The following is a 15,958-nucleotide window of genomic DNA, read 5'->3' as shown; positions in this document are numbered from 1 at the left end:
TGGTATTGCTCAGGCTCTACTTCTTCTGCTGGTCCTTCGCCCGCTGCGCCGCCTGCACCCGGCCTTCGTTGATCTCCGCCATGGCTTCGGGGATCTCGCTGGCGGTGAACTTACCGCCGCGGCCGGTGGGCAGTCCACCGAACGAGTAATCCTCATCGAACTGCGGTGCGGTCGATTTCGGCCGACGCGCCTCCACCTTTTCGATGACGGGCTCGAGCCGCTTCGCCTTTTCCGCCACGGCCTTCGCGTCGCGCTCGATGAATTCCGGGAGCACCTCCTTGCCCATCAACTCGATGGATTCCATGGTGCCCTCGTGGCTGCGCGGGTTCAGCAGCAGGATGATTTCGTCGACGCCGCTTTCTTCGTAGCCGCGCAGGAATTCGCGCACCGTGGCGGGGGACCCGATCGCGCCGCGGCCCGGCCCGTACGCCAGCGTCGGATCCTTGTCGACCTCTTCGAGATACCGCTGCCACACTCCGGTCCGCCCGGGTGTGTGCACCCCGGTCATGTAGTAGTGCATGATGCCGAACGAGAAGAACCCGCCGCCCTGCCCGAGCCGCTGCAGCGCCTGCTCGTCGGTCTTGGCCACCATCATCGACAGGTCACCGCCGATGGCGAGGATGTTCGGGTTGATCCGCGGGGTGACCGGGACGCCGTTCTCTTCGAACTCCTTGTAGTAGCCGTTGACCCGCTCGGTCAGCGGGCCGGGCCCGGTGTAGGCGAAACTCAAGGCGCCGATGGCCTTTTGGGCCGCCATCTGCACGCTGGCGGGGCGTGTGCAGGCGACCCAGACCGGCGGATGCGGCTTTTGCAGCGGCTTGGGCACGACGTTGCGCGCCGGCATCTGGACGTGCTCGCCGTGGAAGCCGGTGAACGGCTCCTCGATCATGCACCGGATCGAGACCTCGAGGGCCTCCTCCCACTGAGCGCGCTTGTCGGCGGGGTCGATGTTGAATCCTCCGAGTTCGCCGACCGACGACGATTCCCCGGTGCCGAACTCGACGCGGCCGTTGGAGAGCAGGTCGAGGGTGGCGATGCGTTCGGCGACCCGGGCGGGGTGGTTGACCACGGGCGGCAGGTGCATGATGCCGAAGCCGAGGCGAATGTTCCTGGTGCGCTGGCTGGCCGCGGCCAAGAAGATCTCCGGCGCCGTCGAGTGGCAGTACTCCTCGAGGAAGTGGTGCTCGGTCAGCCACACGGTGGAGAAGCCCGCCTTGTCGGCGGCCTCGACCTCGTCGAGGCAGTCCTGCATCATGATGTGCTCGTCGTCGGGCGCCCACGGCCGCGGCAGGGCGAATTCGTAGAACAGCGAGATTTTCATTGCTACCTCCTATGAGTATTAACGGCTCGATTGGCTGCTTGTGCCGCAACGTGTTTCGCCGCGACATAGCCGAAGGTCATCGCGGGGCCGATGGTCGCGCCGGCGCCGGCATAGCTGCGGCCCATCACCGGCGCGGAGGTGTTGCCCACCGCGTAGAGCCCGGGCACCACGCTGTCATCGGCCCGCAGGACGCGGGCGTGCTCGTCGGTGCGCAGGCCGCCGGAAGTCCCTAGGTCCCCGAGTACGATCCGGAACGCGTAGTACGGCGGATCGCCCAGCGGATGCAAGTTCGGGTTGGGCAACGTGTGATCGCCGTAGTAGTTGTCGTACACGCTGTCGCCGCGGTTGAAGTCGTCGTCGTGGCCGTTGCGTGCGAGTTCGTTGAAGCGCCCGGCGGTTTCGGCGAGCTGGACCGCGGGCACGCCGATCTTGGCCGCCATTTCTTCCCACGTCATGGCCTGCTTCACCACACCCGATTCCAGCCAGGCCGGAGGAATCTTGCGCCCGGTCGGTACGGGGGCGAATGGGATCTTCGGTATCGGTAGGTGTCCGCCGACGACGTAGCGGTTGAACGACCGGTGGTCGGTGATGAGCCAGCACGGGATGTGGGTGACGCCGGATCTCTGGCCCTCGATCATGGCGTGGCCGAAATCCATGTACGGGGCCGCTTCGTTGATGAACCGTTTGCCGGCGCCGTTGACGATGAACTGCGCGGGCATCATCCGTTCGTTGAGCATGAATTGCATGCGGCCGTCCGGCCATTGGATCGCAGGGAACCACCAGGCTTCGTCGAGCAGGTCCGTGGCGGCGCCGACCTTTTGCGCCGCGCGGATACCGTCGCCCATCGCCGCCGGGTTGCCGAAGCTCCAGTCCCGGTCCACCTCGGGCAGCAGCTCCTTGCGCCAGCCGAGGTCGTGGTCGAACCCACCCGACGCCAGGATCACACCCAGCCGCGCGCCGATCCGCTTTGACTTGCCGCCGGTTTCCACCACCGCGCCGGTCACCGCTCCGTCGGCGTCGATGAGCAGCTCGACCATCGGGGAGTCCAGCCACAGGGGGATGCCGCGTTCCCTCAGCGCCAGCCGGAGCCGGGCCGCCAGTGACTGCCCGATCGCGGCCATCCGCTCGCCGAACACCCTGGCCCTCACCATCCTCGCGATCAGCTTGAGCAACACGGCTTTGCCGGCCCAGGATTGGCGGATCCTGTAAAAGGTGCGCAACTCCTTGGGGCCCAACCAGATTCCTCTGGGCGCCAGCGCCAGCGGCTGGAGCAGCCGCTGCTCGTCGTCGCCCAGCTTGCGCAGGTCGATCGGCGGCACGTTGATGGTGCTGCCGAGTTCGGAGCCGCCCGGGAGCTCGGGGTAGTAGTCGGCATACCCGGGCTTCCAGACGAATTCGAACCAGCCGGACAGCCGCTCCAGGAATTGGAGCATCTGCGGTGCCGTCTCGACGTATTGGCGAATGCGCGCCTCGCTGACCAGGCCGTCGGTGATCAGCTTGAGATACCCCACCACGCCCTCGGGCTCGGGCGCGTAGCCCTCCCGGCGCTGGGCGGGCGCGCCCGGAACCCAGATGCCGCCGCCGGACAACGCGGTCGAACCCCCGAAGTGCGAGGACTTTTCGACCACCAGGGTGTCGAGTCCGGAGGCCTCGGCGGTCAGGGCCGCCGTCATGCCTCCCCCGCCCGACCCGACGATGAGTACGTCGACAACGTGATCGAAATCGTCCACTGCGTCCGTCATTTCGGAAGTGCCGTTCTGATGGCGAAACCGGCGATCAGCTCGGGGGCGGGCTTGTAAAAGCGTCCCGTGGTTTCGTAGGGTCCCGCGGCCTCCAGCGCCGCGAAAGCCGCTACCCAGGTGCGGATTTCCTGCGCGGAGCTGCCGCCCTCATGGGCCACGAACGCGTTCGACCACTGATCCAGTTCGCTGAGCCATCCGCCGTCGATGATCTCCAGGAATCGGTGGTCCCACGCCGGGTTGAGGGGTTGCAGGTCACTGTCGCCGGCGGCGAAGCTCTTGGCCGCATCGACGACGGCCGCCTGCCGTGCCTGGCGCTGCTCGGAGGTCATCGGTCGCCCGTGCACGATGCGCTCCAGCACGGGTGGGCCCGCGGTGGCCAGCGTCGGCACGGGCGGACTGTGGGAGAGCCCACCCGAGCCCAGCACCAGGACGCGCTTGTCCAGGGTGGCGAGATAGCCACCGACGGCGGCGCCGAGCGCTCGGCAACGGTGCATCGGGCCCAGCGGCACCCCGATCGCGTTGACGAAGATCGGGATCACGGGACGCGAGATGGCGTCGCCGAACAGCTTTTCGAGCGGCTGGACCGTGCCGTGATCCACGTCCATGCTGGCCGACACCGCGATGTCGACACCCGCGTCGAGGATGGCCCGTGCGCAGTCGCCGGCGAGGTCCTCCGGCACGTCCAGTGGGCCGGCGTGGGTGCCGTAGTCCCCGACTCCGGTGGCGCTCATGCCAATACAGAACGGCGGCATCACCTTGTAGAAGAACCCGTTGTAGTGATCCGGCGAAAAGGTGACGACGAGTTCGGGATCGAAATCCTCGACAAATCCTCGCGCCTCGGCGATCGCGCCCTCGATGTCGTCAAGCAGGTCCCGCGACGGCCCCGGAAGACTCAGGAGCGGGCTGTGCGACATACAGCACAGAGCCAGTGCCACTTTGCAAATCACCCCCTTGCGGCGTCAGGGTCAGCGCGTCAAGGAGCGCGGCGCTCAGGTCGGGAGTGCGCTGAGCGATGCAGGCGCCCGCGATGCATCGGTCGGGGCGCAGGAACAACACCGAATCGGAATGGGTGTCGAACCACGCTTTGAGGTCACCACGCCGATCGCCGACGATCACGACGTCGGGGTCATCGTGCCCGGTCCAGTGCAACTGCGTCACCGGCCGCAGCGCAAAGAAGCGCGCGCCCAGCGCTTTCCAGCTTGCGAAGGCGGCTTCGCCGAGGAGTGTGCGGGGGTTGTTGTTCCAGCACAGCACCGCGAACCAGGTGCCCAGCACGTCGTCGAGCAGCACGTCCTGCCGGTCTCGGGTGTCGACTCGCGGCTGGATGAACAGCGTCCCGACCGGCGATTCACTGCGGCCAGACTCGGCGTGCACGACGGCGCCGTGCTCGTAGCGCGGCATGGGCTTGAACCGCATTTCCAGCACATATCGCTTGAGCGACGGCACGATTGACGCCGACCGCACGAGCAGGTCGCGCGCGCCGGCCACCCGTCGGTTGGTCGGCGAGATCACGCGGCCCACCATGGTGGACAGGTCGATCATCGCGCGCGCATGCTTGCGGCGCTCCACGTCGTAGGTGTCCAGCAGCTTGTCGTCAGCGCGGCCGCTCACCACCGCCGCGAGCTTCCAGCCCAGGTTGGCGGCGTCGCGAATCCCGCTGTTGTAGCCCTGCCCCTGCCACACCGGCATCAAGTGCGCGGCGTCGCCGGCCAGCAGCAGCCGGCCCCGGCGGAAAGCGCCGGCGATCCGCGAGTGGTGCGTGTAGACGCGGCGCCGGATCACGTCGACCCGGTCGGGGTGGGGCACCATCCGGGCCAGCATCTGTTGCAGGAAGGCCGGGTCTTCCGCCTGTTCGTCGGTCTCGTCGGCGTGAATCATGAACTCGAAGCGGCGAATACCGTGGGCGATCGAGATCGAGGCGTACGGGCGCTCGGGGTCGGCGCCGACCTCGCTGTTGGGGTGCCCGAGCGGGTCGTTGGCGATGTCGACCACCAGCCACCGCGTCGAGGACGTCGTCCCGTCGAACGACACCCCCATCACGCGGCGGGTCATGCTGCGACCGCCGTCGCACCCGACGACGTACCGTGCCCGCAGTCTCGTTGTGTCGCCGTTGTTCTCGACGCCGCCGCCGAGCTCGACGGTGACCCCGTCGGCGTCTTCCCGGCAGCCCGCCATCGGGCTGCCCCACCGGACCTGGACGTGGTCGAATCGGTCCAGGCCGGCCAGCAGCTCGGCATCGACGAGCGGTTGCACGAACCCATTTCGCTTCGGCCAACCGAAACGCGCGTCGGGCGGGGCCATTTCGGCAAGCACGCGGCGCTTGGCGTCCATGAAGCGCAGGATCTGGTTGGGCACCGTGTGCGGCAGCACCCGGTCGGCAAGGCCGATCGACTGGAAGGTGCGCAGCGCCTCGTCGTCGAGACCGACCCCGCGCGGGTAGTCGATGAGGGTGTCCCGCTCTTCGACCACCACCGCGCGGATCCCTTGCAGGCCAAGGATGTTGGCCAGAGTCAGCCCGACCGGGCCCGCCCCGACGACGAGGACGTCGGTCTCGGTGTCAGGTGTCTCTTGCCCCGGAGTCGCCATCAGCGACCCAGCAGGAAATCGAGATGCAGGCGGTTGAAGGTCTTGGCGTCCTCGTACTGCGGCCAGTGACCGCATCCGGGCATCACCTCGAAGCGCGCGCCGGGGATCATCGACGCGATGCGCCGGCCTTCGCTGACGTCGGCGGTAGGGTCGTCGCTGGTCCACAGCACCAGCGTCGGGGCGATGATCGAGCCGTACTCGGCCGGACCGAGGATGTTGCGTGCCCGAATCTCGGGATCCTGCAACGCCATGATGTCGCGCATGGCGGAGACGAATCCCGGTTGGCGATAGACGCGTTGGCGGCTGGCGACCAGGTCGTCGTAGTCCTGGGACTTGTCGGCCATCAACCATTTGATCCGCGCCTGCACCGTTTCCCAGGTGGGGTCCTCGGCGGCCGCCATGGACAGGGTGATGATCCGCTGCATCACGGCGGGGTCGGCCTGCGAGCCGCCAGCGGTGTTGAGCACCAGGCGGTCGACCACGTCGGGGTGGTCGACGGCGGCGCGCGCGGCCACCCAGCCGCCCAGGGATTCGCCGCTGATGCACGCCCGATCGACACCGATGGTGCGCAGCACGGCCATCAGGTGCTCGACGTAGTGGTGGACCTCCAGTGGGTGGCCCGGCTTGTCGGTGTAGCCGTGACCCAGCATGTCGATCGACCAGGTCCAGAAATGATCCGCATGGGCGGCCAGGTTGCGCACGTAGGCCTCGGCGTGACCGCCGGATCCGTGCAGCAGAATCAGCACCGGCTTGCCGGGGTCCCCGGCCCGCAGGTAGCGGGTCCGTATTCCTCCGGCGTCGAGGTAGCCCTGCTCAAACGCGACGCCCTGGAGATCGCTCCAGATGCTCTCGAACTCCGCCACGGTCCTGTCCGACCTCCAGATCGGGGAAATCTCGTTCTCGTTTTCGACGTACTTCGTGTGCTAATATCGCACACTAATGTGCGTTATATATAGAGCTTCGCTCTCGCTGGAAGGTCTGTCAAGGCTGTGACTGGTTCCGGTACCGGGTCGCAAACCCTGGCCAGGGGCCTCACCGCCCTGCAGATGGTGGCCGATTCCCCCGCCGGGCTCACCGTGCAGCAGCTCGCCGATCAGGTCGGGGTGCACCGCACGATCGCCTACCGGTTGCTGACGACGCTGGCGGAGTTTCGGCTGGTGGCCAAAGGTGAGGACGGGCGTTACCGCCCCGCGGCCGGTCTCGCCGTGCTGGGCGCGTCGTTCGACCGCAACGTGCGCCAGCTGAGTCTGCCGACGTTGCGCGCGCTGGCCGACGACCTCGGCACGACGGTGTCGTTGCTCATCGCCGAGGGCGACCAGCAGGTGGCGATCGCGGTCATCGTGCCCAGCCACGTCGCCTACCAGCTCTCCTTTCACGAGGGCAGTCGGTACCCGCTCGACCGCGGCGCCGCCGGGATCGCCTTGCTCGCGTGCATGCCACCGCGCCCGGGCGAGCGGGAGCTGGTGGCGCGGGCGCGCGAGCGCGGATGGGTGACGACCTACGGCGAGATCGAACCGAATACCTACGGGCTGGCCGTGGGGGTGCGCCGCCCGGCGCCGTCCCCACCGACGTGCATCAACCTCATCTCGCACCGAGAAGACGTGGTGATGCGCGGGAAAGACGCGGTCGTCAAAGCCGCCAAGGAGTTGTCGGAGCTACTGAGCTAGCCGTTGAGCTGAAGGGATAGCAGTCCATGTCATGGGACCACGAGATCGACGTCGTCGTGCTCGGCAGTGGCGGCGCGGGGCTCACCGCCGCACTGACCGCGGTCGTGGCGGGCGCGTCGGTGGAGGTTTACGAAAAGGCCGCGACGGTCGGCGGGACCACCGCCGTGTCGGGCGGCATCGTGTGGATCCCCGCCCATAACCGTTCTCCCGACGGCGAATTGACGCCCGCCGACGCGTTGCAATACCTGCGCGCCCAGTCGCTCGGCTCGATGGACGACGAGCTGGTCGAGACGTTCGTGCGCACGGGTCCGGCGATGCTCGACTTCATCGAGGCGCACAGCGGCCTGCAGTTCGAGATCGCGACCGGCTTCCCCGACTATCGGCCGGAGTTGCCGGGCGGACAACCGACGGGCGGCCGATCGCTGAGCGCGGCCCCGTTCGATCTCGCGCAGCTGGGCGAATGGGCAACGCGGATCACGTCTTTCCCGGCCGACTGGTCCAACGTGGGTTTCGATGCCGAGACCAGGGCACGCCTGCACGCGGCGATCGACGAACGGACCGGCCACCTGTGTGTCGCCGGCACGGCGCTGATCGCGGGTCTGCTGAAGGGCCTGCTGGATGCCGGGGTGACCCCCCATACCAATGCGCGGGCCGAGGAACTCATTGCCGACGGTTCAGAGGTGACCGGGGTGCGCGTCGCCCTGCCGGAACGGACGATCAGAGTTCGCGCGCGACGCGGGGTCATCCTGGGCACCGGCGGCTTCGAGTGGGATCCGGCTCTGACACAAGCCTTTCTGCGCGGCCCCATGCACGGCGCGGTCTCTCCACCCAACAACACCGGCGACGGGCTGCGCATGGCCATGGCCCACGGGGCCGACCTGGCCAACATGGGCGAGGCGTGGTGGGTGCCGATCGTCCAGATCCCGGGCGACACCATCGAAGGCAAGCCACGCAGCCGCAGCGTGCGTCTGGAAAGAACGCGACCGCGCAGCATCATCGTCAATTCCGCGGGGCAGCGCTTCGTCAACGAAGCGTGCGACTACAACTCGATGGCCGGCGCGTTCCATTATCTGGATCCTCGCGGCGGGTACGTCAACGATCGCGGATGGATGGTGTTCGACTCGGTTCATCTGCAGCGCTACGGATTTCTTGGTGTGGAGCCGGGACAGCCCGTCCCGGATTGGTTCTGCGAGTCGGCGGACCTGGCCGAGTTGGCCGCCAAGACCGGCATCGACCCCGGTGGATTGGCTCGCACCGTCGAGAGCTGGAACCGTCACGTGGCCGACGGGGAAGACCCCGACTTCGGGCGTGGTTCCAGCGCCTACGACGGCTACTGGGGTGACGACAGCGCGACGACGCAGGCCGGCAAGACGCTGGGACCGATCGACACCGCCCCGTACTACGCGGTGCCGGTGAGCATCGGTGCGATGGGCACCAAGGGTGGCCCGCGCACCGATCACGACGCCCGCGTCCTGCACGTCGGTGGCGAGCCGATACCGGGGCTTTTCGCCGCCGGCAACGCGATGGGCGGAGTGACCGGGCGAGCCTACGGGGGCGCGGGCGGAACACTGAGTCCGGCAATGGTTTTCGGCTACCGTGCGGGTCACGCGGCCGCGACCGGAAAGTCCGTCGACCTTAAATAGCGTTTTGGCGCCGAAAGTGGGCTCTAGGTACGAAAGCCGCCGCGGGTTCGTTCACAAGCCCCACGCTCGGCGTTACTGGGGGATCGCTCGTCGTAGCCCAGCTCGTCGCTGACCATGCTGCGCGGCGCGTTTACGGGCGGCCGCGGACAACAGTTGTGTCACGAGCGGATGAGGTTCCTCGACGGTGGAGCGACTCTGCGGAACGAACAACGTGGCGATGTAGTACGGGTGGTCCGCTAACTCCAGGACGCGAGCTTCCTCGTGGTCGTCGACTCCGGTGACGCGCAATCCGGCTGCTTCCAGCGCTGGTCGATAGGTTTCATTCAATCCGAAGTTGCAATAGTAATTTTCATAAATCCGTCGCTTCCCATAGCACTGCGCAGCCAGTGATCCAGGCTGGAGGTTGACCGGCATGGTTCGGCCCGCCAGGGAACACGTCAATGAAGAGATGAACAACACCGATCCGTACGGATCGTATTCGGCGTGCTCCGCATCTTTGAAGCCGAGGACATTGCGGGCAAATTCAAGAACGATGTGCTGGTATCCGCCACAGGTACCCAACGTTGGCACATGGTTTTCGCGCCCAAAACGTAAAGCAGCAAGGGCTCCGCGCAAACTGCGGTATGGACTACCGGGAGCACACCACAGCGCATCGGCGGCAACGATCGGCCGGAGGTCGGCTTCCAGCGATTCGGTTGCCAGCCATGTAATCGAGGCGTGCAGACCCAGCAATGTCGCTGAGTGGCTTATCGCCCTGTTGGTCGCGATATGAGGACCATAGGAACTGTCGAAGTCGCCAACCACCGTAATGCTTAACGGCTCGGTCATTGGGGCTCTTTCGTTCGAAGGCCCTCCCAGCGTGGCAGCTTGCCTCGCTACACACCAATCCTTTTTGGTACGAGATTCGAAACGTAACTCACAGTGATGCTGGCACAATTGGTCCGACCTGCGTCATTCTGAGCTGATGGTGGCCTACGACCGGATCGGTGCTACCTATCGCAGCACCCGCCGGCCCGACCCGCGGATCGCTTCGCAGGTGCGCGACGCGCTCGCCACGATGGGCACCGTCGTCAACGTCGGGGCGGGAACCGGTTCATACGAGCCGGGCCAGACCGTCGCCGCGATCGAGCCCAGCATGGTGATGATCGCCCAGCGCCCTCCCGGCTCGGCGCAGTGTGTCCAGGCCGTGGCGGAGGCATTGCCCCTGCGGGACAAGTGCGTTGACGCCGCAATGGCGTTGTTGACCGTGCATCATTGGGGCGATCTCTCCGCCGGGATCGCCGAGCTGCGCCGGGTCAGCCGCCACCGAATCGTGATATTCACCTGGGATCAAGCAGTGATCGACGACTTCTGGTTGCTGCGTGAGTATCTGCCCGACGCCGCTCGCATCAATAAGGCGCTGCACGTACCGATTGAACGACTGGTGGAGCTGCTGGGCGGCGCGCAGGTGCACACCGTACCGATACCGCATGACTGCACCGACGGATTCGGCGCCGCCTTTTGGCGCCGGCCCGAGGCCTACCTCGACGCCACCGTCCGCGCCGGCATCTCGATGCTGGCCTACGCCGATGAAGGCGCCTTGGCCGACGGGCTGGGCCGGCTCGCGGCCGACCTGCGCTCGAGACGATGGCAACGACGACACGCGGAACTCCTTGAACAACAACAGCTCGACGCCGGCTACCGCCTGCTCATCAGCGATTGCGGCTAAGGATCAATAGGAGAGCCTCGGCGGTGCTAGCGGCGGCGATAGCGCAAGCCAAACAGATTTCATGCCAACCAGACTGGTGCCCGCGTGACTGGTGTGACCGACGAAGCGGGTCCACCGGATGGCGCGAGCGCCGTCAGTCCTTCAGCGGCACTTCGACGCAGACGTGCGTGCCCACCGGGACATCGAAAAAGACCGTTGCTCCCCCGGCGGCCTCCACCCTGGCGCGGTGTGACGCCAGGCCGATGTGCCCCTCCCCCAGGCGATGCGTGACGGTCTCGGGGCTGAACCCGACGCCGTCGTCGACCACATGCAAAACGCAGGTCCCATCGGTGATCCCGAGCCTGACCGACGCGTTGCGCGCCGCGGAATGTCGCACGACGTTGGACAGCAACTCACGCACCATCGCGAACACCACGGGATCGATGGCATTGCGCGCCGAATAGTCGATGTCCGTGGCGATCTCGATGCCCGAACGCTCGGCGGTGAACTCCGCAAGCTGCTGGACCGCGGCGCCGAGCCCGACCTGCTCGAGAACCGCCGGATGGAGCTCAAACGTGGCCTGCCGCAACCGTTCCGAGGCCTGCTGCAGTCCGGCCGATGCCCGCACGATGCGCTCATCGCCCGGGAATGCGGTATCCAGTTCGTCCAGCTCTTGGCGCACCGCCAGGATGTCTTGCAGCGGTCCGTCGTGAATGAACTCCGAGATCCGGCGCGCCGCCTCGTCCGAGGCGGTCATCGTCTGGGCAAGCAGTTCCTCCCGTAAGGCGCTCAGCCCGGCCACCGAGCGCGTATGCCGCTCCTCGATCCGCACCACCAGGAAGGCCGCGCAGCACAGGAACGCATAGAGCAGGAACCGAAATCCCGCCTCCGGCAATCGGACCGCGCTCGTCATCACCGGATCTTGCAGCACGGCGATCGCGAACCCGAGCATGGAGAAGATGAGCACCACCGCCGCGCGGCGCGAAGAGACATCGAGCCCCAGCAGGACCGGCAACATGGCCATGATCAGCAGCGGGTAGACCCCGTCGGTGGACAGCAGCTGAAAGACCGTCAGCGCGACGATGTCGATGACGGTGAACGCGAACGGCTCCAGTCGCCCGATCGCTACCAATCGGCCCATCCCGATCCATCGCCGGAAAGGCGCGAAGGCCAACGCCGCGGCGCAGGCCGCGACGCACGCGTACAGGACGATCAGCACGGTTTCTTGCGGCCACTCGTGCCGGTCGGTGCCGATGATCATGGCCGCGACCATCAGTCCCACGACACCGATCCGAAGCACCGAGCCGATTCGATACGAGCGCAATTGATGAATCGTGCGCACCCGTTCCAGTTCCGCGTCACCGGCCCCTGCCACCCGATCACCGTACTCATCAAGGCACGCCGCCTCGGGGCAAACTGAAAAATGACTCATCGGCCGACACAGAAAAGGCGAACGCCGTTGCTTGGCAAACCGCTACACTGTCGGCCATGGTTGGCGCGACTGCCCCCGAAACGGTGCGGGTGGTCGTGGCCGATGACCATCCGCTCTTTCGTGAGGGCGTGGTGCGCGCACTGTCGTCGAGCGGCTCGGTCAACGTCGTCGCCGAGGCGGAAGACGGCTCTGCGGCACTGGAATTGATCAAGGTGCACGAACCCGACGTCGCGCTGCTCGACTACCGGATGCCGGGCATGGACGGCGCGCAAGTGGCGGCGGCAGTGCGAACCCAGGGTTTGGCCACCCGAGTGTTGCTGATCTCGGCGCACGACGAGTCGGCGATCGTGTATCAGGCGCTGCAGCAGGGGGCCGCCGGGTTCGTGCTGAAGGACTCGACGCGCGGCGAGATCGTCAAAGCCGTCCTCGACTGCGCGCAGGGCCGCGACGTCGTGGCCCCCGCACTCGTCGGCGGCCTCGCCGCGGAAATCCGCCAGCGCGCGGAACCGTCGGCGCCCGTGCTGAGTGCGCGAGAGCGCGAGGTGCTCAACCGAATCGCGCGCGGTCAAAGCATCCCGACGATCGCGGGCGAGCTCTACGTGGCCCCGTCGACGGTCAAAACGCATGTGCAGCGCCTCTACGAGAAGCTCGGCGTCAGCGATCGCGCGGCCGCGGTCGCCGAGGCGATGCGACAAGGTCTGCTCAACTAGCCGCCGACCAGGGGTTTGGCGCCCGCTCAGCCTCGGCCCCCACCAACGCTTTTGCGGACGCGATCGCCTCGGCCACCAGGTGGCGGGCGCCGCGTTCCACCTCGTAGAGCCGGTCGGCGTCGACGCCCTCGGCAATCAGCTGCCGTCGCGCAAACACCAGCGGATCCATCGCCACGGGGTGGTTGGTCCGGTAGGTGATCGCCTCGACGAGGGTGGGCCCGCCGCCGGCACTCGCTCGTTGCACCGCTTCGGCGACCGAGGCGCTCACGGCGGCGACGTCCCTGCCGTCGACCGACCGCATGGGCATCCCGTCGGTCTCATAAGCGCGGCGGCGCGCATCGGGCCCGCCACGGATGTTCTCCACGACGAACACCACCGGCAGCCGCCAGGTCACGGCGATCTTTGCGGCCGTGGTGAATTCGACGGAGTGCGCGTCACGACCGCCGACGACACACAGCGTGACCTTGCCTTCGCCGGTCATCCGCTGCGCATTGGCGTCGCCGAGGGCGAACAGGGTCGACTGCCCCAGAACGCTTTCGTTGGCCAGCGCTTGCTTCCAATCGGCAGCGCCGGTTTTGCGCGACGCGCCGCGGGCTTTGCCGATCGTCTCGGCGATGACCGGACCCAGTGGCAGGGCCAGGCCGACGTGCTGGGCGTGCCGGATATGCGGCGCGGTGGCATTGACGATGTCACCGGGGCGAAGCGCCGCAGCCGTGCCGACGGCCACCGCCTCTTGCCCGAATTCCATCCGCACGGCCTCGTCGACCAGGCCGTCGCCGCGTGCCTCTTCCAGCGCCATGTCGAGCAGCCGCAAGACCCACATCCGGCGATACGGCTCCAGCCGGTCGTCGTGCCCAGACACTGTCGGCAGCGCAGCTGTGTGAGTCATGTGCCGGACCTCCTCCGTCTCAAGCGATCTGCTCGACGCTCAACGTAGGACGGTCGCGCGCGGCATACCTCCGCCGATCGGTCCGCAAAGGTGATGAATGCCCGTTCCCCCGATTGGGGGACAAACGGGTCGTCAGTCCGCCTGAGGTGTGCGCGGCGCGAGCAGCCGGTCGGCCGCCGTGTAGGGGTCCTGATCGCCGTCGACGACGGCCTCGGCGAGCCGGTCGAGGTCAGGTTGGGTCCGCAGCCGGGTCTGGGCCAGCGACAGGATCTGTGCACGGGCGCGGGCCAGCCGGCGGGCGCGGCTGTCGGTGCGGCGGTGGTCCTCGATGACGCCCATGAGCTCGTCGATGCCCTCGCCCTTGGCGGCGATCAACGACACGATCGGGGCGCTGGTCTCGGCCCGAAGGTCTCGGACCGTCTGCTTGGCGCCGTCCCGGTCCGCCTTGTTGACCGCCACGATGTCGGCGACCTCCAGCACCCCGGCCTTGGCGGCCTGGACGGCGTCGCCCGCACCGGGATTGAGAATGACGACGGTCGGGTCGGCGACGGCGGCGATCTCGATCTCGGACTGCCCCACCCCGACGGTCTCGAGCAGGACGACGTCGTAGCCGATCGCCCCCACCAGGCGGATGGCCGCCGGAACCGCGGCCGCCAGCCCGCCGAGATGGCCCCGGGTCGCCACCGAGCGGATGAGGACGTCGGAGTCGTTGATATGCGCGGCCATTCGAATGCGATCCCCCAGGAGCGCGCCGCCGCTGAACGGGGACGACGGGTCCACGGCCAGCACCGCCACCCGGCAACCCCGCGCGCGGTAGGCGCCGACCAGGGCGGCGACCGTCGTCGACTTGCCCGCGCCCGGCGGCCCGGTGATGCCGATGACGGGCCCCACGCGCTCGGGCGCGGGGCCGATCGCCGCCAGGACCTCGTCGCGCTGCTCCCCCTCGACGAGGCTGAGCAGCCGTCCCGCCGCGCGGGGAGATCCGTTGCGCGCGCGGTCGATCAGCTCAGCGATGATCATGTACGCATTATGGAGCCGCGACCTCGATCACCGTCGCCGAGCCCATCCCGCCGCCGGCGCACATCGCCGCGACGCCGATCCCGCCGCCGCGGCGGCGCAATTCGTGCACCAGTGTGACGAGCATCCGGGCTCCGGTCGCCGCGACGGGATGCCCCAGCGAGCAGCCACTGCCGCTGACGTTGACCTTTTCGGGGTCAAGGTCGAGGAGCTTGATGGTGGCCACGCACATCGCCGCGAAGGCCTCGTTGATTTCAAACAGGTTCACGTCTGCGACCGAAAGGCCAGCGCGGCCAAGAGCTTTCGGGATCGCCTCGACCGGCGCCAAACCGGTGATCGCCGGGTCGACGCCGACCGACGCCCAGGACCGGATGGTGGCCAGCGCCGGCAGCCCGAGTCGGTCGCTGGCGATCGTCAACGCCGCGGCTCCGTCGTTGGCGCCGCAGGCGTTGCCCGCGGTGATGGAAAAGCCCTCGATTTCGGGGTGCAGCGGCTTGAGCGCGGCCAGCTTCTCCATGCTGGTGTCGCGTCGCGGGTGTTCGTCGACCGAGAACAACCCGTGTGGGGTGTCGATGGGGACGATCTCCTCTTTGAAGCGGCCTTCGTCGATGGCGGCGATGGCGTTGCGGTGCGAGCGCAGCGCCCAGGCGTCCATCTCCTCGCGGGTCACGCCGGCCTTGACGGCGGCGTTCCAGCCGACGGTGATCGACATGTCCATGTTGGGCGCGTCGGGGCGGTCCGGGTGGGTCGGCGGGAACCAGTCGACCCAGTCGCCGTCCACCTGCATCCGGGACCGCGGCGACGTGGATGCCGAGTTCACGCCGCCGGCGATGACGAGTTGGTCCATTCCCGCGCGCACGCTCGCCGCCGCGCTCTGCACGGCCGCCTGGCCCGCCGCGCAGTGGCGATTGTTGGCCAAGCCGGGCACCTGGGTCAGGCCCACGGTGAGGGCCGCGTGGCGCGCCAGCACACCGCCGCCGTAGAGGCCTTCGCCCAGGATCACGTCGTCGACCTGCGCCGGGTCGAGATCCGCTGCCGCTTCGGTGACGACGTGGTGCGCCAGATCGAACGCGCTGGTGTCGCGCAGGGTCCCCTTGCGGGCCGTGCCGATGGGGGTGCGCAGGGCGGACACGATGACGGCTTCAGGCACGGGTCTTCTCCAGTTCGGCCGGTGGGTGCGCGGCGGTGAAAGCCACCCGCGCAATCACGAGAATACTATTCTCTCAACACGAGAGTACGCGTTGCAACAAGCGGCCGAAGGCCG

General features: G+C 67.6%; 14 protein-coding genes. 4 read left to right on the top strand and 10 right to left on the bottom strand.

Annotated elements, in window-relative coordinates:
* Window positions 1-16 precede the first annotated feature (16 nt).
* From P6281_RS03690 to P6281_RS03670, 5 genes are read right to left on the bottom strand one after another with little or no spacing between them, the layout of a single operon-like run.
* Window positions 17-1,321, bottom strand: a complete 1,305-nt coding sequence (locus P6281_RS03690) for an LLM class flavin-dependent oxidoreductase (protein ID WP_014383834.1) — start codon at window positions 1,319-1,321, stop codon at window positions 17-19.
* A gap of 2 nt (window positions 1,322-1,323) precedes the next feature.
* Complete coding sequence (locus P6281_RS03685; protein WP_014941292.1) at window positions 1,324-3,051, bottom strand: FAD-binding protein; 1,728 nt, start codon at window positions 3,049-3,051, stop codon at window positions 1,324-1,326.
* A gap of 8 nt (window positions 3,052-3,059) precedes the next feature.
* Entirely contained in the window at window positions 3,060-3,977 is a 918-nt protein-coding gene (locus P6281_RS03680; RefSeq protein WP_008253611.1) for a 3-carboxyethylcatechol 2,3-dioxygenase, read from the bottom strand.
* Complete coding sequence (locus P6281_RS03675) at window positions 3,925-5,649, bottom strand: bifunctional 3-(3-hydroxy-phenyl)propionate/3-hydroxycinnamic acid hydroxylase (protein ID WP_202376911.1); 1,725 nt, start codon at window positions 5,647-5,649, stop codon at window positions 3,925-3,927. Before P6281_RS03675 ends, P6281_RS03680 begins: the two co-directional genes overlap by 53 nt.
* Window positions 5,649-6,512 (bottom strand): alpha/beta fold hydrolase, encoded by an 864-nt coding sequence (locus tag P6281_RS03670; protein ID WP_008253609.1) that lies wholly within the window; start codon window positions 6,510-6,512, stop codon window positions 5,649-5,651. Before P6281_RS03670 ends, P6281_RS03675 begins: the two co-directional genes overlap by 1 nt.
* A 126-nt stretch (window positions 6,513-6,638) precedes the next feature.
* On the opposite strand from P6281_RS03670, the gene P6281_RS03665 reads away from it, so the two are divergent.
* Both P6281_RS03665 and P6281_RS03660 read left to right on the top strand, forming a co-directional pair.
* Window positions 6,639-7,316, top strand: coding sequence for an IclR family transcriptional regulator (locus tag P6281_RS03665; protein WP_008253608.1), 678 nt, complete (start codon window positions 6,639-6,641; stop codon window positions 7,314-7,316).
* A gap of 26 nt (window positions 7,317-7,342) precedes the next feature.
* Entirely contained in the window at window positions 7,343-8,959 is a 1,617-nt protein-coding gene (locus tag P6281_RS03660) for an FAD-dependent oxidoreductase (protein WP_008253607.1), read from the top strand.
* A 72-nt stretch (window positions 8,960-9,031) separates the two neighbouring features.
* Here the strand turns inward: P6281_RS03660 and P6281_RS03655 are convergent, their stop codons facing one another.
* Window positions 9,032-9,787 carry a CTP synthase C-terminal region-related (seleno)protein gene (locus tag P6281_RS03655; RefSeq protein ID WP_014710968.1) on the bottom strand — a complete coding sequence of 252 codons (756 nt, stop codon included), beginning with the start codon at window positions 9,785-9,787 and terminating at the stop codon, window positions 9,032-9,034.
* A 136-nt stretch (window positions 9,788-9,923) separates the two neighbouring features.
* Between P6281_RS03655 and P6281_RS03650 the strand changes: the two genes are divergently transcribed.
* Entirely contained in the window at window positions 9,924-10,667 is a 744-nt protein-coding gene (locus tag P6281_RS03650; protein ID WP_014383831.1) for a class I SAM-dependent methyltransferase, read from the top strand.
* 133 nt (window positions 10,668-10,800) lie between these two features.
* Here the strand turns inward: P6281_RS03650 and P6281_RS03645 are convergent, their stop codons facing one another.
* Entirely contained in the window at window positions 10,801-12,021 is a 1,221-nt protein-coding gene (locus P6281_RS03645; RefSeq protein ID WP_014383830.1) for a sensor histidine kinase, read from the bottom strand.
* Between the two features lie 113 nt (window positions 12,022-12,134).
* Between P6281_RS03645 and P6281_RS03640 the strand changes: the two genes are divergently transcribed.
* Window positions 12,135-12,788 (top strand): response regulator, encoded by a 654-nt coding sequence (locus P6281_RS03640; RefSeq protein WP_009954400.1) that lies wholly within the window; start codon window positions 12,135-12,137, stop codon window positions 12,786-12,788.
* Here the strand turns inward: P6281_RS03640 and P6281_RS03635 are convergent.
* The 3 genes from P6281_RS03635 to P6281_RS03625 all read right to left on the bottom strand — a co-directional run bounded on the left by P6281_RS03635 (window position 12,781) and on the right by P6281_RS03625 (window position 15,844).
* Entirely contained in the window at window positions 12,781-13,677 is an 897-nt protein-coding gene (locus P6281_RS03635) for a thiamine pyrophosphate-dependent enzyme (protein ID WP_324738616.1), read from the bottom strand. The two genes, P6281_RS03640 and P6281_RS03635, sit on opposite strands and share 8 nt — an antisense overlap.
* Window positions 13,678-13,809: 132 nt before the next feature.
* Window positions 13,810-14,697 carry a methylmalonyl Co-A mutase-associated GTPase MeaB gene (gene meaB, locus P6281_RS03630; RefSeq protein ID WP_008253597.1) on the bottom strand — a complete coding sequence of 296 codons (888 nt, stop codon included), beginning with the start codon at window positions 14,695-14,697 and terminating at the stop codon, window positions 13,810-13,812.
* A gap of 7 nt (window positions 14,698-14,704) precedes the next feature.
* Complete coding sequence (locus P6281_RS03625; protein WP_324738615.1) at window positions 14,705-15,844, bottom strand: thiolase family protein; 1,140 nt, start codon at window positions 15,842-15,844, stop codon at window positions 14,705-14,707.
* Window positions 15,845-15,958: the final 114 nt, after the last annotated feature.

Origin of the sequence: Mycobacterium sp. 5-140-3-2 (assembly GCF_035666375.1) — a bacterium.
Taxonomy (GTDB): Bacteria; Actinomycetota; Actinomycetes; order Mycobacteriales; family Mycobacteriaceae; genus Mycobacterium; species Mycobacterium intracellulare.
This window is presented reverse-complemented; position numbering and strand designations above follow the sequence as displayed.